Here is a 21,229-nt window from a genome sequence, read left to right on the forward strand (position 1 = left end):
GGAACCGGTCGCTGCCGGGTCGATGCAGGGTATATAAACNGACGCGGGTGAACACGGCGGTCACTCGCAGTGCGACCGGCTGACACGCGCTACGGAACCGGTCGCTGCCGGGTCGATGCAGGGTATATAAACACCCCGCGACGAGCCATCGTCGCCGTCATCGACAGGGTTTTGCCCTCCTCCGCGCTACTCGTTCTCACATGGTCGCACAGACGATGGATCGCGTTCCGCGACGGTACTGAAACTTCTGTGGTGATAGCATGCTGACCGCCGAGCGTGCGGTCTCGAAAGCCGGTCTGGACGCAGTCGCGCTCAAACCCGCCGAGTGCGACGTGCGCGAGGCGCTTGCGGTCCCGCTGGATGTCGTTGCCATCGACTACGAGGGCCGCGAGCGGCTCCCCGACGAGGACGTACTGCGCGACCTCGCGGCCGAAAAGGAGGTCCGACTGACCACGCCGGTCCGCACCGACGGCTTCGACCCGCTCGGCGACGACTCGCTGTACGAGTGGCTCCCGGACGGGATTCGACAGGTGCTCGTGGCCGGCCACGGCGCGTATCTGACGGACGACGAGGCGCGCCGCGCGGTCGCCCCCCGGCTCCGCGCCGCGAGAGAGCGCGCGCCCGACGCGTGGGTCGGCACCGAGGGCATCGAGCGAATCGCCCTCGCCGCCGGCGGCACCCAGTACGAACTCCTCTCGCGGTCGACCCGCAGAGACGTTCGGGCGCTCCGGGCGGCCGGCTTCGACGGCGAGGTCGCTCTCTACGCCCCGACCGCCTTCACCGACGACGACGACGAGATTCTCGACGCGGTCGGCGCGTACGTCTCCCGCCGCCGCCCCGTCGCTCGCGCGCTCCCCGACGACGCCGCGACCGACGCCTCGGCCGAGGGCCGCGCCCGCGAAGTGCTCCTGAAAGCCGCCGGCGACTACGCGCTCATCGGCTCGGTCGACGACATCCGCCGGCGAATCGACGACCTCCGCGACGCCGGTATCGACCTCGTGGTCGGCTACCCCGCCCGCGGCGTCGACGAGTTCGCCGAGTAGTCCGGCGCGCCGGCCGGTCGCCCGCTCTCCGCCTCCTGCGGTTCGCCCCGCCCTGTGCCGCGCCGAGCACCGGAGGCCTTTTACGCGGTCGCCGGAGAGGACAGGTGACGGCACGGTCGGGTGGCTCCTTTCGGACCCACGTGGTTTCCACGCGGGCCACGGCCGGCCGACCTACCCCGTCTCTCTACAATCCTGAGCGACCGCGCCGCGCAGTTCTCGATCACTCTCACCCCACGACCGACGAGCAACTGCCATTCAAGTCGGTCGCCGACCCAGACGGGGTATGAACGAATCAGCGCGCGTCGCGGTCGTCGGCGCGGGCGCGGTCGGCCTGACGACCGCCTTCGACCTCGCCGAGCGCGGCGCGCGAGTCACGCTGTTTGAGCGCGACGCCCCCGGCGACGGGTCGACGGGCCGCGCCGCCGGCATCTGCTACGACGCCTACGCGGAGGACATCGACGTGGCCGTCGCCGAGAGCGCGATGGACCGCTTTCGGAGCCTCTCGGGCGAGGGCGGGTTCGCCTTCCACGAGACGCCCTACGTCTTCCTCGCGCGCGAGGGCGACGACGCGGCGGCCGCGGCGCTCGAAGAATCGGTCGAGCGAATGCGCGTCCACGACCGCGCGGTGTCGCTCGTCGGCGCCGACGAGCTGGCCGACCGGTTCCCGATTCGGACCGACGACGTGCTCCTCGCGGGCGTCGCGGAGAACGCCGGCTGGGCCGACCCCGCGGCCTACGTGGACCTGTTCGTCGGGAAGTGCGAGTCCGCGGGCGTCGAGTTCCGCGTCGGCGACGCGGTGACGCTTCGAACCGACCCGCCGGGCGTCGCCGTCGACGACGCGGTGACCGCCCGCTTCGACGCCGTCGTCGTCGCGGCCGGCGTCCACTCGCGCCGCCTGCTCGCCGACGCGGGCCACCCAATCGCGCTCAAACCCTACCGGGCGCAGGCGCTCGTCGCCGGCTGCGACTACCGCGGGCCGACCGTCTACGACGCGACCGACGAGTCGTATCTGCGGCCGCATCCCGCCGGCGTCCTCGCGGGCGACGGCGTCGAACCGGTCGAACCCGACCCCGACGACTGGGACCCGACCGCGGACGACTGGTTCGTCGCCGACGCCCTCGACGGGGTTCGACACCGGACCGGCATCGACGGCTTCGACGAGGCCGGCGAGGCGGCGGCCGAGGCCGACCAGCCGGACAGCGCGTGGGCCGGCCTCTGCGGGGCGACCCCGGACCGGAACCCGCTCGTCGGCGCGGTCGCCGAGGGCGTCTACGTCGCCGCCGGCTGGCACGGCCACGGCTTCATGTGGGCCCCGGCAATCGGGAAACGACTCGCGGAGGCGGTGCTCGGAGACGGTCAAGAACGGATTCCGGCCGCGTTCGACCCTCGCCGCTTCGCCGGCGACGAGGAGTTCGCGGTGGTCGAAGGGACGACGCTCGACGGCGACTAGCGCGAAAAGGAGGTTCGGAGGGGTCGTCGCGCCCGAACCCGGAACTCAGGCGTCTTGGTCGTCCACGTCTTCGAAGTCGACTTCGTCGCCGGCCTCGGATTCGGCCTCGCCGTCGTCTTCGTCTTCTTCCTCGGTTACGGCGATGTCGCTCGCGCGTTCGTCCTTGGGAATCCGAATCTGGAGCGTGCCGTGCTTGCCGACCGTGGCGGTTCCCTCGGCGGCTTCGACCGAGGCGTCGGAGGGGATGGTCGCCGTCCCCGAGAGCGTGAGGCCGCGGCCGGGGAAGCGCATCTCGTAGCCCTCGTGGAAGTCGCGGAAGCGGTCGATACGAATCTCGACTTCGCCGTCGAGGAAGCGGACCTGCACGTCCTCGGCGCGGGCACCGGGCGCGTCGAAGACGACGAGGTAGGCGTCCTCGGATTCGAGCAGGTCGTGGGCGAGCGGCTTGCGCTCCTGCATCTGGCTGACGCCGCGGCCGACCCGTTCGAGGACGGCGTTCGCCGCCGACTCGCCGTACTTCCGCAGGTCGCTCATAGCTGAATCTCCTCCAGGGCGCGGGACTCGCCGCAGTACGGACAGGAGAAGTCCGCCACCGTCACGTCGTCGGGCATATCGTAGGTGTAGTGCAGCTCGAACATGTCGAGTTCGCAGTCCTCGTTGGCGCACTTGACTTCGAGGGTCGCGGGCATGGCCGTCAGTTACGCTCCCACGCTCATAAACGCGCGGGAGGCGGAAGCGACCGGCAGGGCGCGAGCCCCGACTGAGCGACCGCCGACCGGTTGCGTTTTCCGCGTCGAACCCGAACCGCGACCGATGACCGACCCCGCCGACCTCACCGTGACTATCGTCGACGGATACGTCGACGAGCCGGCGCATTTCGGCGTGCCGCCGTACATCTCGACGTATCCGAGGTTCACCGCGGGTGCGGTGGTCGACGCGGGCGTCCCCGAGTCCAACGTCGTCTACCACACCATCGACGAACTCCGCGAGGACAGACAGAAGTGGCGCGACGTGGCCGACGCCGACCTCATGATTTACATCGGCGGCATGACCGTCCCCGGCAAGTACGTCGGCGGGACGCCCGCCGAGCCCGACGAGGTGCGCGAACTCGCGTGGGTCGCTGAAGGCACCGCCCTGATGGGCGGGCCGATTCGCTTCGGCGTCGGCGACGAGAACGCCGGCGGCCAGGACATGGAGCGCAAGAACCTCGACTACGACTTCGTCGCCAAGGGCGACATCGAGGCGGCCGCCTACGACCTCGTCGACTCCGGGCTCGAAGGCTTCGGCAACCGCATGCGCGACAACGAGGAACTCGACCGCTGGGCCGCCACGGGCGCGTTCGTGGTCGAACAGCACCCGAACCACCCCGACCACCTCATCTGCGAGATGGAGACCTCGCGGGGCTGTGCCTACCGCTGTTCGTTCTGTACCGAACCGCTGTACGGCAACCCCGCGTTCCGCACCGCCGACTCCGTCGTCAAGGAGGTCGAGAACCTCTACGACCGCGGCGCGCGACATTTCCGGCTCGGCCGACAGGCCGACATCCTCGCGTTCGGCGGCGACGGCGAGGCCCCGAACCCCGACGCGCTCCGCCGGCTCTACGGCGGCATCCGTGAGGTCGCGCCGGACCTCGGCACGCTCCACCTCGACAACGTCAACCCCATCACCATCGTCGGCTGGCCCGAGAAGTCCCGCGAGGCGCTCCGCATCATCGCCGAGCACAACACGGCCGGCGACACCGCGGCGTTCGGCCTCGAATCCGCCGACCCCGTGGTCCAAGAGGAGAACAACCTCAACGTCTCCGCCGACGAGTGCTTCGAGGCGGTCAAAATCGTCAACGAGGTCGCCGGCTGGCGGCCCGGCGACGACCCGGCGGACGCGCCGACCCACGGCCCGGACGCCGCGAACCGCCTGCCGAAGCTCCTCCCCGGCATCAACCTCCTCCACGGGCTGAAAGGCGAGCGCGAGGAGACGTTCGAGCACAACAAGCGGTTCCTCCAGCGCGTCTACGACGAGGGGTTGATGGTCCGCCGCATCAACATCCGGCAGGTGATGGCGTTCGACGGCACCGATATGTCCGACACGGGTGCCGACATCGCCCGCGACCACAAACAGCTGTTCAAGACGTACAAAAAGGAGGTCCGCGAGGAAATCGACCGGCCGATGCTCCGCCGGGTCGCCCCCGCGGGCACGGTCCTCCCGAACGTCCACCTCGAATACCACCAAGACGGCCGGACGTTCGGCCGCCAACTCGGGACCTACCCGCTTTTGGTCGGGATTCCGGGCGAGCGCGAACTCGGGAAGACCATCGACGTGGCCGTCGTCGACCACGGCTACCGCTCCGTCACCGGCGTCCCCTACCCGCTCGACTTCAACGAGGCGTCGATGGACGAACTCACCGCCATCCCCGGCATCGGGCGGTCGACCGCCGGCGACATCGTGGTGAATCGCCCCTACGCCGACGCGGCCGACGTGGGTGTCGATGCCGACGTGACGAAGTACGTTCAGTAGCGCTTTCAGTCCTCGAAACGCCGTTCTTCACCTGCAACCGCGCTCTCTCTGCGACCCCGGCGTGACCGTCGCGTTCACTCGCAAGCGTGGTGCGTCGTTCACTTGCAGCCGTGGTCTGTCGGTGCGGTGAGCACTGTCGGTGCGGCGGACGGCGTCGAACCGCGAAAAGAGCGCCGTCAGAAGTCGTCTTCGACGACTTCGCCGACGGCGAAGTTAGACTTGACTTCGGTGATTTCGACTTTCACGCGCTCGCCGACTTCGGTGCCGGGTACGATGATGACGTAGCCGCGCTCGACGCGGGCGATGCCGTCGCCCTGCTTGCCGATGTCCTCGATTTCGACGTAGCGGAGTTCGCCGGCCTCGACGGGCGGTTGCGGTTCGTTCGTGGGCGTCGGTCCGGCGTTCGGTTCGGACTCGGCGGGTTCGTTCGACTCGCGGGAGATGAGCGCGACGCGGTAGGTCTCGCCGGGTTCGACGGTCCCGGTCTCGACTTCGCGGCGCGGAATTTCGACGACGTAGCGGTCGTCCTCGGTGCGAACGTCAGCATTGAACAGACACAGGAGTTTATCTGAGATTTCCACCGTAAGACCTCCAATATGTGGTCAGGCCGGAGTGTTAAAGATGTACCGCAGTCAGCGGATTCGACTACTGAATTCGCGTCCCGTCGGGCCGTTTCGCGCCCTCCGAGTCGTGGACGATGACTTCGCCCGCCCCGGTCTCGACCGGCTCGTACGCCTCGGTGACGCCCCGCGCCTCGCGGAGCTCTCGGACCGCCCGCTCTTTCAGCGCCCGCGCCAGTTCCTCCGCGTCCGCCCGGGAGATGTCCCGGCCGAGGCCCTCGCACTCGTGGGCGCGGACGACGCCCTCCTCGTCGACGGCCTCGCCCATCGGCTGGCTCGTGCCGCCGAGGGCGACGCTGAACGGGTAGGTCTCGCAGATGAGCGGGCGGTCCTCGTGGACCTGACAAGCGCCCCGCCCGGAGTCGTCTTCCTCGTAGAATCGGCAGTCGCCGCAGGCTGTCGTCTGGAGCGCCCACTCGAACGTCTCGCCCTCGGGGCCGTCGTCGCCCTCGACGAGGCCGTAGGGCATCGGTCGGGCCACGTCGCGCCACTCCGTCGGGGTTCCCGACTCGCCGTCCGAGTCGTCTCCGCCGGCCTCCTGCAAGGCGCGCACCTCGTCGGGGAAGACGGTCGCCGTGTGCGGTTCGGGGCCGTCGTCGCCCTCGTAGCCCTTACAGCAGGCCCCGCAGCGCGTGCACTCGAAGCCGATGGACTCGATGGCGTCGGCGAGTTCCGACACGTCGAGGTCGCGGGCGTGGGCCAGTTCGGCGTCGAGGTCCATACCCGCGATGCGGGCGCGAGCCCAAAGAGGGGCGCGGTTTTTCGCGGGGGCGCGACCCCCGGCCACCCACGGGCTCGGACACCGACGACGCGCGCCCTATCGCGGTTCGACTCGCTCGGCCTCGGGGTCCCAGCGGACCCGCCGCTCGGCGGCCAGTTTCTCGATGTGGGCGACGACCGTCGCGCGGGCGAGGTCGCGCACGGCGGACACGTCCTTGTCGTAGGCGGCGTCGGTCACGGCGTCCGGCGTCGCGTTCCCGGCGCGCACCGCGTCGAGGACGGCGCGCTCGCGGTCGTTTCGGTGCGCGACGAGTCGCGCGAGCGTCGCCCGGGGGTCCGTGATTTCGGGACCGTGACCCGGACGCAGTCGCTCGGGACCGCGCGCGTGGAGTCGCCGGAGCGCGACGAGGTAGGCCCGAACGTCGCCCTCGGGCGCGCCCACGACGACGCTGCCCTCGGCCACCGCGAGGTCGCCGCAGAGCACGTCGTCGCCGGCGACGAAGCTCACGTGGTCGCGGGCGTGCCCCGGCGTGTCGAGCACCTCGACGCCCGCGCCGACGGGGACGGTCGTCCCCTCGATGAACGTCCGGTCGGGGTCGATTCCGGTCGCGGCCGAGAAGGCGCGCTCGCGGCCGCGACGACACCAGACCGTCGCGCCGGTCTCGCGGGCGTAGGCGGCGACCGCGCCGACGTGGTCCGCGTGGGTGTGGGTGACCGCGAGATGAGCGACGCCCTCGCGCGCGACGAGGCCGTCCAGTTGGTCGGTGCGGGCCGCGGGGTCGACGAGCAGGGTGTCACCGCCGTCGGAGACGAGGTAGGCGTTCGTCGCGCCGGTCGGCGCGCGGGTTGCGACGGGGACGGAGACGCGCGTGACGTGCATGCCGGCGGCTACGCTCGCCGGCGGGTTAGGTCGTTCGAGAGAAGTGGTGGCTTGGTCTGCGGGAGTGCGCCCCCGCGGGCGGTGGTCTGTCGCGCTATCGGTGGGACCGCGCGCTTACGTGTTGAGGAAGTAGACCTGCTTTCGCGCGTCCTTGAAGGAGTAGCGCGAGCCGACGAGGTCGGACTCTTCGAGACGGTTGAGCGCGTAGCGGACGGTGCGGTCCGGCAGCAGCGACTCCTCCGCGAGCTGGCCCTGCGAGAGGGGCGCGTCGCTTTCGAGGACTTTCGCGACGAGCTTCGCGCTCGGGGGAAGCTCGCGGAGGCGCTCTCGGAACTCGGCTTCCGAGAGCAGGTCTTCAGTATCTGGCTCTGCGGTGGTGGTGCTCATACCCGTCACAGTCGGTTGCTCCGTGTTAAGGGTTAGCTACAAGTGTGTGAAAAGAATCCAGACACATAATACACATATTAATATCGTGCGTTTGTTGGAAAATCGACCGCGAGTAGGCGTCTCACTCCTCGTTTCGCATCGTATCGACCGCTGGAGTGCCGAGTCGATAGCTCCCGAGCGGCGCGTGACAGTCCGGGCAGTGGACGACGAGCCACCCCTCGCTGACGTGTCGTGTTAACGCGTCCGCCTCGCAGGTCGCGCCGCAGTTTTTACACGTTGGCATATACCATGGTACGCGCTCGGCGGACGAAAACCCCTCCCCTCCGTCCGTCGAACCGCGCTTCCGCACCGCGTATCCAGTACCGTTTTACGGTCCCCCCCGCGAGTATGCGTAGCGTGAAAGGAAAGGAGTGGTACCAGGCCGACGAGGTCGCCCAGGAGTACGACTCGAAGCGGTTCTCCAAGGGCGGTCGGCTCATCGACCGGCGAGAGAAGGAGGCGGTCCTCGCGGCGCTCGGCCCCGTCGAGGACAAGAACATCCTCGAAATCGCCTGCGGGACCGGCCGGTTCACCGTGATGCTCGCCCAGGAGGGGGCGAACGTCGTCGGACTGGACATCTCGCGGGCGATGATGGTACAGGGGCGGGAGAAGGCCCGCAGAGCGGGCGTCGCCGACCGCATCGAGTTCCTCCGCGGCGACGCGGCGCGGCTGCCGTTCCCGGACGACCACTTCGACGCGGTGTTCGCGATGCGGTTTTTCCACCTCGCGGACACCCCGGCGAAGTTCTTAGCCGAGATGGCCCGCGTCTCGAAAGGGCAGGTGTTCTTCGACACCTTCAACGACGGGAGCCTCCGGGTGGCCTACAACTGGCTGCTCCCGATGGGGTCGCGGCTCTACTCGGAAGGCGACGTGCGGCGGCTGCTCGGCGACGCCGGACTCGACCTCGCAGACGCGAACCACGACTTCGTCATCCCGTTCGGCTTCTACCGGAAGGTCCCCAACGGCATCGCACAGCCCTTCCGCTCGCTCGACCTCGCGGTCGGCGACTCGCCGCTCGGCGACGACCTCGCGTCCGTCTCGTACTGGAACGCGCGGGTCGAATCCGCCGACGAGTCGTCCCGCGCGGCGACTCGGGCGAGCGACGCCGAGTGAGCCGTTCTCACGGCAGATTTTAGCACGATTCTCGATTCACATTTAAGTACGTCCACCGCAACTGTCGGGTATGGACCTCTCGGTTGTGCTCCCGACGCTCAACGGTCGGGACCGGCTCGCCACCAGCCTCGACGCGCTGGCCGAGCACGCCCCCGACGCGGAAGTCGTCGTCGTCAACGGCCCCTCCGCCGACGGCACGACCGGGATGGTGAGAGAGCGCGACGACGTGGACGTGCTGGTCGAAATCTCCGACCGCAACCTCAACGTCGCCCGCAACGCCGGCCTCGAAGTCGCCGGCGGCGACGTGGTCGCGCTCCTCCGATACGACCTCTCCGTGGAGTCGTCGTGGCTGTCGGCGCTCGAAGCCGGCATCGCAGACGCCGACGTGGTCACCGGGCCGATGCACCAGACGCTCCGCAACGGCATGACGACCGAGTCGCTCGAACGGAACGCCATCGGCGGTCGCACGGTGACGTACTTCAACGGCGGCAACGTCGCGTTCCGCCGCGGGGCCATCGACGCCCTCGACGGCTTCGACGAGTACCTCCAGACGGGCGGCGCGCGCGACGCGGCGCACCGACTCGCCGGCTTCGACCGCTCGGTCGCGTGGGCACCCGAGATGTGCGTCCGCCGCGAGTTCGAGGCCGACGGCGGCATCTCCGAGCGCGACTGGGGTTGGAAGTACCGTTCTCTGACCTATCGGCTCGTGAAGAACTACGGCGTCAGACCGGGGACCGTCAAGCGGACGGTGAAACACGCGGTTTCGGACGGCGTCGACGCCGGCCTCGGCGTCCTGCGAGGCGACGTGACGCCGTCGGGCTGGGTCGGAACCGGCCGCGACGTGGTCGGCGGCATCGCCACGGGCGTCTCCGACGGGTTGGTCGCCCGCGCCCGCGACCGAACTCGCACGCGGAACCCCCACGGCCGGTCGAAGCGCGCCGACCGCGCCGTCGCCCGATACGACCGGCGCTGACGCTCTTTTCGTCTCCTCTTACCGTTTTCCGGGCCCGAGCGCCTCGATGACCCGCGCCGCATTCTTCGAGAACGCCTTCGCCAGCGCGTCTTCCGACACGTCGAGCGTCAGAATCTCCATGACGCCCACGTTCGGGTGGGTCTCGGGCGCGCCGCTGCCGAACAGCACGCGGTCCGGGTGTTCGAGCAGCGCGCGTTCGAGCACGCTCCGGTAGCGGACGAAACTCGTGTCGAGATAGAGGTCGTCGTGGTCGTCGAGGAGGTCGATAGCCTCGTCCATCAGCCCGCGGTCGAGCGGGAAGCCGCCGAACCCCGACAGGATGACCGGGAACCGCCCGAGCAGCGACTCGGCGACGGCGCTCGGCTCGAAGGCCTGCCCGCCCTCGACGAAGACCGGCAGCCCCACGTCCTCCAGCATCGCCAGCGTCTCGTCGTCCGGGAGCCCGTCGACCGCCGGCGCGAGCGAAAAGCCGTGGAAGCGGTCGTCGTAGGCGTACTGTTCGATGTCGTCGGGGTCGGCGTGGTGGTCCGCCCGCGACGACCTGAAGTTCCGGAGTCGCGCCGAGGCCCGGCCGCTCGGGTCGCGCGGGCCGTTGATGCGGGCGAACGCCAGAAACGGGCGGTCGACGCTCATCCGCGCGACAGCGTTGTTCGGGCGGAGGTAGCTCCCCGCGACCCGCTGTGCGCCCGGCGAGACGACGGCGCGAACGACGCCCGCCTGATGCAGTTCGCGCTCCAGGCGCTCGGGACTTATCTCCCGCCCGCGCACCGCGACCGACCGCTCGTCGGGGTCGAGGCGGGCGTTCACGTCCACGACCCTGAACCCGTGTTCCAACTCCAGCATTGTGGTGTCACTCTCCGGTGGCCGCCAAATAGGTTGTAGAATCCGCCGTCGTCGTTTCACCGAGCTCACAGTATCGGCCGCTCGCCCGCCGGCGTTCGTTCACCGGCTCGTGACGTTCATTCCTCCACGACGGTACTGAGAGAGCCTGAAACGCAACTTTTTGGCCTGGTACCCCTATCGTTCACGCGTGTGCCTCATCGCCGAGGTCGTCGCGCCGCTGTCCGCGCTCCCGTTCGGTTCCGCGCTCGCGGAACACGACGTGGAACTCGAACTGGAACGCTCCGTTCCGACCGGCTCGCGGTCGGTGTCGTTCGTCTGGGTCCGCGGTCCCGACGCGGCGTCGTTCGGGGAGGCGGTGCGGTCGCTTCCGAGCGTCGACGACCTCACGCTCGTCGAATCCGTCTCGGGTCGGGCGCTCTACGGCGTCAGCTGGAACGTCTCTCGGGTCCCGATTTTCGACGCGCTGGCCGAACGCGACGCGGTTCTCTTGGAGTGCCGCTCGACCGTCGACTCGTGGTGGCTCAAGCTTCGGGTGTCGTCGTACCGCGCGCTCACCGACCTCAGACGCGAGTGGACGGCCCGCGGCATCGACACCGAGTTCGACCGCATCACCACGGTCGCGGCCGAGGAAGCGCCCGCGAGCGAGAGGCTGACCGACACGCAACTCGAAGCCCTGCTGCTCGCGCTCGACCGCGGCTACTTCGACGAACACCGGGCCACGTCGCTGGCCGAACTCGGCGCGGAACTCGGCATCTCGCGGCAGGCGGTCGCCGCCCGCCTCAAACGCGCGTACCGGACGCTCGCAGAGCGAATTCGAGACGAGCGACCCCCACAATAGCGGGTTACATAATCAACCCACATCAATAGGTACCCGACTACCTATTCGGACTGTATGGACGACCCGCTCGAAGATGGAGTTGGGTCCGTGGTAACCACCTCCGTCGACCGGTACGACGAGGTGGCGGTCGCCATCGCTTCGGCGGTCGCGACGGCCACGGAACTCAGCCCACTCGAACTCCCGCCGCTCTCGGACATCGGCGTCGACCCCGAAGCCCTCGACGTTCTCTTTCGCCCTTCTCACGACCCGTCTCGGCGGTTCTCGTTCCAGTACGCGGGACACCTCGTCTCGCTGTTCGGCGACGGGACGCTCACCGTCCACCCGCTCGACGAGTAGCCCTGCACCCGTTTCGACGGAACCTCCCCCGGTCGCTGATTCGGGCCGTTGACACCTCGGACGAGATTCGAAAACCGTCGCCCTGTCGTGCGATTTCGTAGCTCACTCCCGGCGAAACGTATTTATAGAACTGCAATCGTTGATAGCGGTTGAGGTTTCAACATGGCTTCACGAATGCAGCAACCGTTATACATTCTCGCAGAGGGGACGAACCGAACGCACGGCCGCTCTGCGCAGGACTCCAACATCCGCGCCGGGAAGGCGGTCGCCGAAGCCGTACGGACCACGCTCGGGCCACGCGGCATGGACAAGATGCTCGTCGACTCCTCGGGCGAGGTCGTCATCACGAACGACGGCGCGACCATTCTGGAGAAGATGGACATCGAGCACCCCGCCGCGCAGATGCTCGTCGAAGTCTCCCAGACCCAAGAGGAGGAAGTCGGCGACGGCACGACCACCGCGGCCGTCCTTACCGGCGAACTCCTCGCGCACGCCGAGGACCTCCTCGACGACGACCTCCACCCGACGGTTATCGTCGAGGGCTACACCGAGGCCGCCCGCATCGCCCAAGAGGCCATCGACGACATGGTCCTCGACGCCGCCCTCGACGACGACCTGCTCCGGAAGGTCGCTGAGTCCTCCATGACCGGCAAGGGAACCGGCGACGTGACCGCCGACGTGCTCGCCAAACACGTCGTCAAGGCGGTCCGGATGGTCCACGGCGACGGTGACGGCACCTTCCACCGCGACGACGTTCGCGTGCTCACCCGCACGGGCGCGTCCTCCTCGGCGACCGAACTCGTCGAGGGCGTCGTCCTCGACAAGGAGCCCGTCAACGAGAACATGCCGCGGTCCGTCTCCGACGCGACCGTCGCGGTCCTCGACATGAAACTCGACGTGCGCAAGAGCGAGGTCGACACCGAGTACAACATCACCTCCGTCGACCAGCTAACCGCCGCTATCGACGCCGAGGACAGCGAACTCCGCGGCTACGCGAAGGCGCTCGCGGACGCCGGCGTCGACGTGGTGTTCTGCACCAAGTCCATCGACGACCGCGTCGCGGGCTTCCTCGCCGACGCGGGCATCCTCGCGTTCAAGAGCGTGAAGAAGTCCGACGCCCGAGCCCTCGCCCGCGCGACCGGCGCGAAGCGCCTCGGCTCGCTGTCCGACCTCGACGAGTCCGACCTCGGCCGCGTCGACTCCGTGAGCATCCGCAGCTTCGGTGACGACGACCTCGCGTTCGTCGAGGGCGGCGCGGCGGCCAAGGCCGTCACGCTGTTCCTCCGCGGCGGCACCGAACACGTCGTCGACGAACTCGAACGCGCCATCCAAGACGCCGTGGACGTGGTCGTCGCCGCCATCGACAAGGGCGGCGTCGTCCCCGGCGCGGGCGCGACCGAAATCGCCATCGCCGACCGCATCCGCTCGGAGGCCGCCGGCATCGAGGGCCGCAAGCAGCTGGCCGTCGAAGCCTACGCCGACGCCGTCGAGGCGCTCCCGCGCACCCTCGCGGAGAACACCGGCATGGACCCCATCGACGCGCTCGTCGACCTCCGCGCCCGCTACGAGAACGAGGGCCTCGCCGGCATCATCTCCTCGGGCCGCTCCGGCGAAATCGGTGACCCCGTCGAACTCGGCGTCATCGACCCCGTCGCGGTCAAGCGCGAAGCCATCGAGTCCGCGACCGAGGCCGCGACGATGATCGTCCGCATCGACGACGTCATCGCCGCCAAGTAACCGGAACCGCCCGCAGAACACACTCCCCCCACCAACCCCACCTCCGGCGGCGCTCCCGCCGCCGGGCCACTTCGTGTCGCTTTCCGCGGTCGTGCCGCCCACAGCAGCTCTCTCCGGAGCCGCGCCGCCGAATAATACCTCTCAACTGGCCGCTACGTTCTTCCGTCGCGAGCGTCGAACTGCACGCCATGTCCGACGAGGTCGGGCTTCCGGAAGCCGTGTCGATGGCGATTGGAGGCATGGTCGGTGGCGGCATCTTCGCCGTGCTCGGCGTCGTCGCCGGCGCGGCCGGAACCCTCGCGTGGGCGGCGTTCGTCGTCGCGGGCGTCCTCGCGGTCTGCGCGGGCTACTCACTGCTCCGACTGAACGGGCTGTGCGAGTCGCCGCGGTCGCCCGTCGGCTACGTCGAGCGCTTCACCGACGACAACACCACGCTCGCGGGCGTCGTGGGCTGGACGTTCGTCTTCGGCTACGTCGGGACGATGGCGATGTACGCCTACGCCTTCGGCGGCTACTTCGTCGAACTCACCGGCGTCTCGACGGTCGCGTCGGTCTCGATACAGCCGTTCGTCTCCGCGCTCACCGTCGCCGCGTTCGTGAGCCTCAACGTCTTCGGGGCGCACGCCTCGGGGCGGGCCGAAGACGTTCTGGTCGGCCTCAAAGTCGCCATCCTGCTCGTGTTCGGCGTCGGCGGCGTCGCCTACGGCGCGACCCACGGCGGCCTCTCCTTTGGCCTGTCGAACCTCGGCATCGGCCCGCTCGTCGCCGCCGCCGTCTCCTTCGTCGCCTTCGAGGGCTGGGAGCTCCTGCTGTTCGACCAAGAGAACATCGCCGACCCCCGCGAGACCGTCAGAAAGGCGATTTACATCTCCATCGCGGGCGCGACGGGGCTGTACATCCTGGTCGCGCTCGTCACGACCAACCTCGCTGGGGTTGACGCCATCCAACGACACGCCGAGACCGCGCTCGCCGTCGCGGCCCGGCCGTTCCTCGGGCAGGCCGGGTTCGTCCTCATCTCCGTCGCGGCGCTGTTCTCGACGGGGAGCGCAATCAACGCCACGCTGTTCAGCTCCGCGCGGCTCTCGAAGCGCCTCGTCGCCGACGACCTGCTCCCGAGTCGCCTCCGCGACGAGTCCGCCGACGAGCCGGTTCGCCCGCTCGCGACGCTCGGCGTGCTCGCCGCCGGGTTCGCCTTCCTCGGGAGTCTGGACGCCATCAGTTCGTTCGCGTCGCTCGCGTTCATCAGCATCTTCGGCGGCCTCTCGTTTCTCGCGTTCCGGGAGCGCGAAGACCTCGCGACGGGCGCGATTCCCGCCGTCGGGACCGTCGGCGGAGTTAGCTCGGCGGCCGCGCTCCTGTGGCATCTGTTCGACGCCGAGCGCGGGACGTTCTGGACCGTCCTCGCGCTCGCCGTGGTCGTCGTCGGCGTCGAGATGCTCTACTTCGAGCGCGAGAGCATCGTAAGCGAGGTTCGGTCGGCGGAACGGCGCGTCGAAAACGAGTTGTAGGGATTCCGTTCCCGATGGTCCCCCAGCCCCGCCTCAGACCCGCGGGAGCCGCCAGTCGTAGCGGAGCGCGAGCACCCGCACCGAGAAGACGACCGCGGCGCACAGCCCCGAGGGGAGGCCGGTCGGCGCGCCGACCGCGCGGGCCGCGAGGAAGGCGAGGCCGCCGACGACGGCGGGCGTCGCGTAGAAGTCGTCGCGGAGGACGACCGGCACGCGCCCGATGAGGATGTCGGCGATGGAGCCGCCGCCGACGGCCGTGATGGTCGCGAGGATGACGACGCCGAACGACGTGACGCCGGCGTCGACGCCGACGAGCGCGCCGGTCGCCGCGAACGCCGACAGCCCGACCGCGTCGGTGGTCAGAAACGCCGGGTGGTCGCGGACGCGTCCCTCCATCGAGTGGATGAGGACGATTGCGAGGGCGACGCCGACGAGCGCGACGCTCATGTCCCACGTCCCCGCGAGCGAGGCCGGCAGCCGGTCGACGAGCACGTCGCGGGTCGTCCCGCCGCCGAGGGCGGTCACGGTGCCGAGCACGGAGACGCCGAACACGTCGAGGCCGGCCTCGGCGGCCTTGAGCGCGCCGGCGACCGCGAACGCGAGCAGGCCGACGACGTTCATCACCGCGAACGGGTCGATTTCGGGGACGGCGACGGCGGCGGGGGCCGAAACGAAAAGCAGCGTCGCCATCAGTCGACCCGGAGTGCGACGCGGTCGCCGGGCGCGAGGCCGAACGCCTCGTCGCCGCGGCCGTGGTTCACGTCGCACTCGACGTTGCCGTGGCTGCCGACCGTGACCAGTTTCTCGCCGCGCGCGACGGCCTCGAACGTGCGACCGACCGGCACCGACTCGTCGTTCACCGAGACGGTCTCGCCCGCCGCGTCGCGGACGAACGCGCCCGGCACGTTCGTGATGCAGTTGCCGAAGTCGTCGACGACCAACACCTCGCCGGTCGCCTCGCGGCCGTCGTCGGAGACGGTCGCTTCGGGGAGGCGGCACTCGGAGAGCGAGTCGACGGGAATCGGTTCGAAGCGGTCGACCGACCCGAGCGCCGACGCGCCGGCGACGTGGGCGTCGGCGGCCGCGGGCGCGAACACGTCCCGCCCGTGGAAGGTCGTCGACTCGGGGTTCGGAACGTCGATTTCGTAGGCTTCGACGGGCGCGTCGTCGTCGAGTTCGGCGGCCACGCGCCTCGCCGGCGGACGAAGGACGCCGTTGTCGGGGCCGACGAAGACGTGGCCACCGACCCGGAGAACGACCGCGCGGCGGTCGGTGCCGACGCCGGGGTCGACAACGACGAGGTGGACCGCGGACGGGAAGTACGGAAGCGTCTCACGGAGCCAGAAGGCGGCCGCGCGAACGTCCTGTCGCGGGAGGTCGTGGGCCACGTCCACGAGTCGCGCGTCGGTCCGCGAGAGGACGACGCCCTTCATCGCGGCGGGGTACGCCAGCCCGAAGTCGGACGCGAGCGTAATCATCTCAACAGGGGTTTGGGTCCTCGTCGTCGTCGACGCGCTCGGCCCCGTCGGTGGCCGTGACGCGCTGGAGGCGCTCGATGCCGTCGATTTCGCGGACCACGTCGGCCACCTCGTCGGGGACGAGCGACTCCCAGTCGCGGTCTTCTATCATGCGCTGGCGGACCTCCGTGCCCTCCAGCACCTCGCGGTTGAACATGGGCGATTGGTGGACTTCGACGCCCGCCTCCGTGAACAGTTGGATGACGAGCGGGTTGTTGGAGTACGCCACCTCGAACGCGGGGGACATCGACTGGACGTGGCTGACCCACACCGAGTTGCGGTCGAGGTCCTCGATGGGGACCGCGTAGGTCGTGATGTCGAAATCCGAGACGGCCTTGTTGACCATCATGATTCGTTCGCCCGCGGTGAACGGGTTCCGCGGCGAGTGCGAGTCGCCCGCGGACCCGATACCGAGGACGAGTTCGTCGACCTCGGCGGCAATCTCTTCGACCATTCGGTGGTGGCCGTTGTGGTACGGCTGAAACCGGCCGATGTAGAACCCCCGCATGCGTCGGGCGTTAGTCCGGATTACTTATAAATACGCCGAGTTCGGAGAACTCCGGTATTCTGGTGGTAGGAAGGTCGAAACGCGAGATTACGGCAAGAGCCACCGGATGGTGACGGGGAGAAAGTATATCAGTCGCAGGGCCTACGTTAGAAGTAGCGACGACAGTTCTATGAGTAACGATACGAACACCGACGACAGCCTCCACGAGCGGGAGGATTCACCCGACGACGCGCCCTCGGAAGAGGGTATCGACGACGGGGAGTCCCTCCAGCACGACGAGGCCGAAGAGGTCGACAAGAAGACGATCGACGACCTCGGGAGCGATGTCGAAATCGACGCCGACGTGGCCGAGAACGTGGACGAGAACGACCTCCTCGGTGGTCTCCAGATAGAGACGACCGACGAGATTCCCGTCCCGGACCGCCTCGTCGACCAGGTTATCGGGCAGGAACACGCCCGCGACGTCATCATGAAGGCGGCCAAGCAGCGCCGCCACGTCATGATGATCGGCTCCCCGGGGACGGGGAAGTCGATGCTCGCCAAGGCGATGTCCGAGCTTCTCCCCCGCGAGGAGCTCCAGGACGTGCTCGTCTACCACAACCCCGACGACGGCAATCGCCCCAAGGTCCGCACGGTCCCCGCGGGCAAAGGTGACCAGATCGTCGAGGCGCACAAAGAGGAGGCACGCAAGCGCAATCAGATGCGCTCGTTCCTCATGTGGATTATTATCGCGGTCGTGCTGGGCTACTCGCTCATCATCGCCCAGCAGGTCCTGCTCGGCATCCTCGCCGCGGGTATCATCTATCTCGCGTTCCGCTACGGCTCGCGCGGCAGCGACGCGATGATTCCGAACCTCATCGTGAACAACGCCGACCAGAAGTCCGCGCCGTTCCAGGACGCGACGGGCGCTCACGCGGGTGCGCTCCTCGGCGACGTCCGCCACGACCCGTTCCAGTCCGGCGGCATGGAGACGCCCAGCCACGACCGCGTCGAACCCGGCGCGATTCACAAGTCGAACAAGGGCGTCCTGTTCGTCGACGAGATCAACACGCTCGACGTGCGCAGCCAGCAGCACCTGATGACGGCCATCCAGGAGGGCGAGTTCTCCATCACGGGCCAGTCCGAGCGCTCCTCGGGCGCGATGGTCCAGACCGAGCCCGTCCCGACGGATTTCATCATGATTGCTGCCGGGAACCTCGACGCGATGGAGAACATGCACCCCGCGCTCCGCTCCCGTATCAAGGGGTACGGCTACGAGGTGTACATGGACGACACCATCGAGGACACCCCCGAGATGCGCCGCAAGTACGCGCGCTTCGTGGCCCAGGAGGTCACCAACGACGGCCGGCTCCCGCACTTCACCGAGGAGGCGGTCGAGGAGCTCATCCTCGAAGCCCGCCGCCGCGCCGGCCGCAAGGGCCACCTCACCCTCGAATTCCGTAACCTCGGCGGCCTCGTCCGCGTCGCTGGCGACATCGCCCGCGGCGAGAACGCCGAGCTGACCACCCGCGACCACGTGCTCCAGGCCAAGCGCCGCGCGCGCTCCATCGAGCAGCAGATCGCGGACCAGTACATCGAGCGCCGCAAGGACTACGAGCTGTCGGTCAACGACGGCTTCGTCACCGGCCGCGTCAACGGTCTCGCCGTCATGGGCGAAGACTCCGGTATCATGCTCCCCGTGATGGCCGAAGTCACGCCCTCGCAGGGCCCCGGTCAGGTCATCGCAACCGGCCAGCTCAAGGAGATGGCCGAAGAGTCCGTCCAGAACGTCTCGGCCATCATCAAGAAGTTCTCCAACCAGGACCTCTCGGAGATGGACGTGCACGTGCAGTTCGTCCAGACCGGCCAGCAGGGCGTCGACGGCGACTCCGCGTCCATCACGGTCGCGACCGCCGTCATCTCCGCGCTGGAGGACATCCCCATCGACCAGTCGGTCGCAATGACCGGCTCGCTGTCGGTGCGCGGCGACGTGCTCCCGGTCGGCGGCGTCACCCACAAGATCGAGGCCGCCGCGAAGGCCGGCTGTTCGACGGTCATCATCCCCGCCGCCAACGAGCAGGACGTGATGATCGAAGACGAGTACAAGGAGATGGTCGACATCATCCCCGTCTCGCACATCAGCGAAGTCCTCGACGTCGCCCTCGAAGGCGAACCCGAGAAGGACTCGCTCGTGGACCGCCTCAAGAGCATCACCGGCTCCGCCCTCAACAAGGGGCAGGGCGTCAAAGGGCCGTCGAGCCCCAGCCCGCAGTAACGCCGGATGACCGACTGGGCGGCGTTCGCGGGCTTCACCGGCCTCGTCCTCGCCGTCTTACTCTCTCTCGCGTACCTTTCTCGCGGCGTCCCGCACGCTGAGGGGACCGGCTCCGCCGCGCCCGCCGCGCCCGACGACGCTGACTCCGCCCCCTCCCAAAACACCCGAGTCGGTACGCCGGACGACGCCGCTTCGCGCCCCACCGAACCGACCGATTCCGACGAGTCGGCCGACCCCGACGTCCTCCCGCTGGCTTCTTTTTCGGTCGGTTCGACCGACGCGTCGCCGCGACCCGAGCCGCCGACGCTCGCGGCGGGCGACGTTGCGGACGATGCCGACCGCGACGCGGACCCCGACGCTGCGGCCGGTTGTGAGACCGAGACCGACCGGACGATACCCGGCGTCACCGCACGCCCCGCCTCGGCCGTCTCGGAGCGCTCCGCGTCCGCCGACGACCTCCCGCCGCACCTCCTGCTCGCCAATGTCGCGCTCTCGCAGGCGTTCCTCGGCGGCTTTCTCGGCCTCGGCGCGTGGTACGCCGGCGTGCCGGCCGCGGCGCTCGGCCTCTCCGCCACCGACCTCCCGACGAAGCTCGCTATCGGCGTCGGACTCGGGCTCGCGCTCTACGGAGCGAACCGGGTCGGCTCGTCGGTCAGCGAGCGGTTCGGCATCGCGCCCGACGAGGCGGTCCGCGAGTCGCTGACGCCGCGGACGACCGCGGGCTGGGTGTTCCTGTTCGCGGTCGCGCTCCCCCTCATCGCCGGCTTCGAGGAACTGCTGTTCCGGGGGGCGCTCGTCGGCGCGGTCGCCGCCGGCTTCGACGTGTCGCCGTGGCTCATGGCGGCGGTGTCGTCGGCCGCCTTCGGCGCGGGCCACGGCGCACAGGGTCGACTCGGCATCATCGTCACCGGCCTCCTCGGGTTCGTCCTCGCGGCGGCGTTCGTCCTCACCGAGAGCCTGCTGGTCGTGGTCGTCGCCCACTACCTCGTGAACGCGCTGGAGTTCGCGGGCCACGAACTGTTCGGCTGGTAGCGGGGTCTCCCCGCGCCGGCGTCGGTGACGACCGCCGAACCACCCGCCGTCGCGGCCGCGGCGCGGGGATGCGTTCAAGTGTCCGCACCACGCGTAGCCGGTATGGACATCGACACGCGGCAGTTGACGCAGGCGGGGCTCATCGGCTATCTGGCGCTCGTCGTCGCGGCGTTCGCCACCGGGAACCCGACGCTCCGACTCGCCGCCGACGCCGCCTTCGGGCTGACGGCGGTTCTCCTCGGCGTCGTCACGCTCCGGATTCCGGTCGACAGTCAACTCAAATACGTCGCCGGCGGCGGCTTCCTCCTCGCCGGCGTCTCGCAGTTCGCCGAGCTCGCGACCGGCGTCCAGTCGGTCGGACTCGCGAGCACGCTGTTCCTCCTCGCCGGCCTGCTCGGTTACCTCGCGCTCCGCCGCGAGACCGACGCGATGCCGTTCTGAGGGGGGTTCGCAGAATCAGAGTCCTTCCGACTGCCGGAGCGCCTCGACCACGTCGTCGGGCGCGGCGCTCGGGCCGTCTTTCACGCGGTGGTCGGGGACGACGACCGGCACCGGGTTCGCCGCGAGCGCCTCGCGGACGACGCGCTCAGAGTCGTCGTCCTCGGGGTCGAGGCCGGCCATGCGGACGAGGAGCGCCACGTCGACCGTGTCGCCCCGCGGGACGTTCCGAAGCGACTCCAGCACGCTCCGCTGGTCGGTCGGGACGGTCAGGCCGATAGGGACCGACGAGAGGTCCGTCTGACCCCGGTCGATGGCGGCTAGTACGGCGTCGAGGTGTTCGTGGTCCGACTCGGCGTCCGCCGGCAGCGAGTCCGGAAACGAGACGTTGATCACCTTTCCGCTGACCACGCCGACCTGCACGGGGCGGCCGAGCGTGGACGATTCGCGCGCGTAGATTCCCGAGACGGGCATACGTTCGG

24 protein-coding genes are annotated in these 21,229 nt (G+C 69.2%); 12 read left to right on the forward strand and 12 right to left on the reverse strand.

What is annotated here, in order from left to right; all coding sequences use genetic code 11:
• Window positions 1-260 precede the first annotated feature (260 nt).
• Window positions 261-1,043, forward strand: a complete 783-nt coding sequence (locus C458_RS17055; RefSeq protein ID WP_008577610.1) for a hypothetical protein — start codon at window positions 261-263, stop codon at window positions 1,041-1,043.
• Window positions 1,044-1,326: 283 nt separating this feature from the next.
• Window positions 1,327-2,493, forward strand: coding sequence for an FAD-binding oxidoreductase (locus C458_RS17060; protein WP_008577611.1), 1,167 nt, complete (start codon window positions 1,327-1,329; stop codon window positions 2,491-2,493).
• Window positions 2,494-2,538: 45 nt separating this feature from the next.
• Here the strand turns inward: C458_RS17060 and C458_RS17065 are convergent, their stop codons facing one another.
• Window positions 2,539-3,027 (reverse strand): Hsp20/alpha crystallin family protein, encoded by a 489-nt coding sequence (locus tag C458_RS17065; RefSeq protein WP_008577612.1) that lies wholly within the window; start codon window positions 3,025-3,027, stop codon window positions 2,539-2,541.
• On the reverse strand, window positions 3,024-3,182 hold the full coding sequence (locus tag C458_RS18600) for a hypothetical protein (RefSeq protein ID WP_004044170.1): 159 nt from the start codon (window positions 3,180-3,182) through the stop codon (window positions 3,024-3,026). The genes C458_RS17065 and C458_RS18600 overlap by 4 nt, the downstream gene beginning before the upstream one ends.
• Window positions 3,183-3,306: 124 nt before the next feature.
• On the opposite strand from C458_RS18600, the gene C458_RS17070 reads away from it, so the two are divergent.
• Window positions 3,307-5,004 (forward strand): radical SAM protein, encoded by a 1,698-nt coding sequence (locus C458_RS17070; RefSeq protein ID WP_008577613.1) that lies wholly within the window; start codon window positions 3,307-3,309, stop codon window positions 5,002-5,004.
• A 176-nt stretch (window positions 5,005-5,180) separates the two neighbouring features.
• Here the strand turns inward: C458_RS17070 and C458_RS17075 are convergent, their stop codons facing one another.
• The 5 genes from C458_RS17075 to C458_RS18605 form a co-directional block, all read right to left on the reverse strand.
• Window positions 5,181-5,585, reverse strand: a complete 405-nt coding sequence (locus C458_RS17075) for a TRAM domain-containing protein (protein WP_004044168.1) — start codon at window positions 5,583-5,585, stop codon at window positions 5,181-5,183.
• A 64-nt stretch (window positions 5,586-5,649) separates the two neighbouring features.
• Window positions 5,650-6,345, reverse strand: coding sequence for a YkgJ family cysteine cluster protein (locus tag C458_RS17080; protein ID WP_008577614.1), 696 nt, complete (start codon window positions 6,343-6,345; stop codon window positions 5,650-5,652).
• A 96-nt stretch (window positions 6,346-6,441) separates the two neighbouring features.
• The gene (locus tag C458_RS17085) at window positions 6,442-7,224 is read right to left on the reverse strand and encodes an MBL fold metallo-hydrolase (RefSeq protein WP_008577615.1); all 783 of its coding nucleotides are present in this window, start codon (window positions 7,222-7,224) and stop codon (window positions 6,442-6,444) included.
• A gap of 114 nt (window positions 7,225-7,338) precedes the next feature.
• On the reverse strand, window positions 7,339-7,611 hold the full coding sequence (locus tag C458_RS17090; protein WP_004044165.1) for a winged helix-turn-helix domain-containing protein: 273 nt from the start codon (window positions 7,609-7,611) through the stop codon (window positions 7,339-7,341).
• A gap of 121 nt (window positions 7,612-7,732) precedes the next feature.
• Window positions 7,733-7,894, reverse strand: coding sequence for a hypothetical protein (locus C458_RS18605; RefSeq protein ID WP_192815232.1), 162 nt, complete (start codon window positions 7,892-7,894; stop codon window positions 7,733-7,735).
• A 113-nt stretch (window positions 7,895-8,007) separates the two neighbouring features.
• On the opposite strand from C458_RS18605, the gene C458_RS17095 reads away from it, so the two are divergent.
• Together C458_RS17095 and C458_RS17100 are read left to right on the forward strand one after the other, a co-directional pair.
• Window positions 8,008-8,763 (forward strand): class I SAM-dependent methyltransferase, encoded by a 756-nt coding sequence (locus tag C458_RS17095; RefSeq protein ID WP_008577616.1) that lies wholly within the window; start codon window positions 8,008-8,010, stop codon window positions 8,761-8,763.
• 70 nt (window positions 8,764-8,833) lie between these two features.
• Window positions 8,834-9,736, forward strand: a complete 903-nt coding sequence (locus C458_RS17100) for a glycosyltransferase family 2 protein (protein ID WP_008577618.1) — start codon at window positions 8,834-8,836, stop codon at window positions 9,734-9,736.
• Window positions 9,737-9,754: 18 nt separating this feature from the next.
• On the opposite strand, the gene C458_RS17105 is transcribed toward C458_RS17100, so the two are convergent.
• Entirely contained in the window at window positions 9,755-10,579 is an 825-nt protein-coding gene (locus C458_RS17105) for an amidohydrolase family protein (protein WP_008577620.1), read from the reverse strand.
• Window positions 10,580-10,766: 187 nt separating this feature from the next.
• Here C458_RS17105 and C458_RS17110 point away from each other — a divergent pair, with 187 nt between their 5' ends.
• The 4 genes from C458_RS17110 (at window position 10,767) to C458_RS17125 (ending at window position 14,998) form a co-directional block, all read left to right on the forward strand.
• Window positions 10,767-11,417 (forward strand): helix-turn-helix domain-containing protein, encoded by a 651-nt coding sequence (locus C458_RS17110; protein WP_008577622.1) that lies wholly within the window; start codon window positions 10,767-10,769, stop codon window positions 11,415-11,417.
• A gap of 54 nt (window positions 11,418-11,471) precedes the next feature.
• Window positions 11,472-11,753 (forward strand): HalOD1 output domain-containing protein, encoded by a 282-nt coding sequence (locus C458_RS17115; protein WP_008577623.1) that lies wholly within the window; start codon window positions 11,472-11,474, stop codon window positions 11,751-11,753.
• Between the two features lie 174 nt (window positions 11,754-11,927).
• Entirely contained in the window at window positions 11,928-13,490 is a 1,563-nt protein-coding gene (gene thsA / locus C458_RS17120) for a thermosome subunit alpha (RefSeq protein ID WP_008577625.1), read from the forward strand.
• 188 nt (window positions 13,491-13,678) lie between these two features.
• Window positions 13,679-14,998: an APC family permease gene (locus tag C458_RS17125; RefSeq protein ID WP_008577628.1), complete on the forward strand. Its 1,320-nt coding sequence runs from the start codon at window positions 13,679-13,681 to the stop codon at window positions 14,996-14,998.
• A gap of 33 nt (window positions 14,999-15,031) precedes the next feature.
• Here C458_RS17125 and C458_RS17130 read toward each other — a convergent pair whose 3' ends face one another.
• The 3 genes from C458_RS17130 to C458_RS17140 are packed head-to-tail and all read right to left on the reverse strand — an operon-like array spanning window position 15,032 to window position 17,023.
• The gene (locus C458_RS17130) at window positions 15,032-15,688 is read right to left on the reverse strand and encodes a trimeric intracellular cation channel family protein (RefSeq protein ID WP_008577630.1); all 657 of its coding nucleotides are present in this window, start codon (window positions 15,686-15,688) and stop codon (window positions 15,032-15,034) included.
• The gene (locus tag C458_RS17135; RefSeq protein WP_008577632.1) at window positions 15,688-16,476 is read right to left on the reverse strand and encodes an S-adenosyl-l-methionine hydroxide adenosyltransferase family protein; all 789 of its coding nucleotides are present in this window, start codon (window positions 16,474-16,476) and stop codon (window positions 15,688-15,690) included. The genes C458_RS17130 and C458_RS17135 overlap by 1 nt, the downstream gene beginning before the upstream one ends.
• A 1-nt stretch (window position 16,477) precedes the next feature.
• The gene (locus C458_RS17140) at window positions 16,478-17,023 is read right to left on the reverse strand and encodes a nicotinamide-nucleotide adenylyltransferase (RefSeq protein ID WP_006600584.1); all 546 of its coding nucleotides are present in this window, start codon (window positions 17,021-17,023) and stop codon (window positions 16,478-16,480) included.
• Window positions 17,024-17,192: 169 nt separating this feature from the next.
• On the opposite strand from C458_RS17140, the gene lonB reads away from it, so the two are divergent.
• From lonB to C458_RS17155, 3 genes are all read left to right on the forward strand, one after another.
• On the forward strand, window positions 17,193-19,277 hold the full coding sequence (gene lonB / locus C458_RS17145; protein ID WP_008577634.1) for an ATP-dependent protease LonB: 2,085 nt from the start codon (window positions 17,193-17,195) through the stop codon (window positions 19,275-19,277).
• Window positions 19,278-19,283: 6 nt separating this feature from the next.
• Window positions 19,284-20,309, forward strand: coding sequence for a CPBP family intramembrane glutamic endopeptidase (locus C458_RS17150; protein WP_008577636.1), 1,026 nt, complete (start codon window positions 19,284-19,286; stop codon window positions 20,307-20,309).
• A gap of 102 nt (window positions 20,310-20,411) precedes the next feature.
• The gene (locus C458_RS17155) at window positions 20,412-20,750 is read left to right on the forward strand and encodes a hypothetical protein (RefSeq protein WP_004044152.1); all 339 of its coding nucleotides are present in this window, start codon (window positions 20,412-20,414) and stop codon (window positions 20,748-20,750) included.
• Window positions 20,751-20,765: 15 nt separating this feature from the next.
• On the opposite strand, the gene C458_RS17160 is transcribed toward C458_RS17155, so the two are convergent.
• Window positions 20,766-21,221 (reverse strand): MGMT family protein, encoded by a 456-nt coding sequence (locus C458_RS17160; RefSeq protein WP_008577638.1) that lies wholly within the window; start codon window positions 21,219-21,221, stop codon window positions 20,766-20,768.
• Window positions 21,222-21,229 lie beyond the last annotated feature (8 nt).

The sequence above is a fragment of the Haloferax sp. ATCC BAA-644 genome (assembly GCF_000336975.1).
GTDB lineage: Archaea > Halobacteriota > Halobacteria > Halobacteriales > Haloferacaceae > Haloferax > Haloferax volcanii.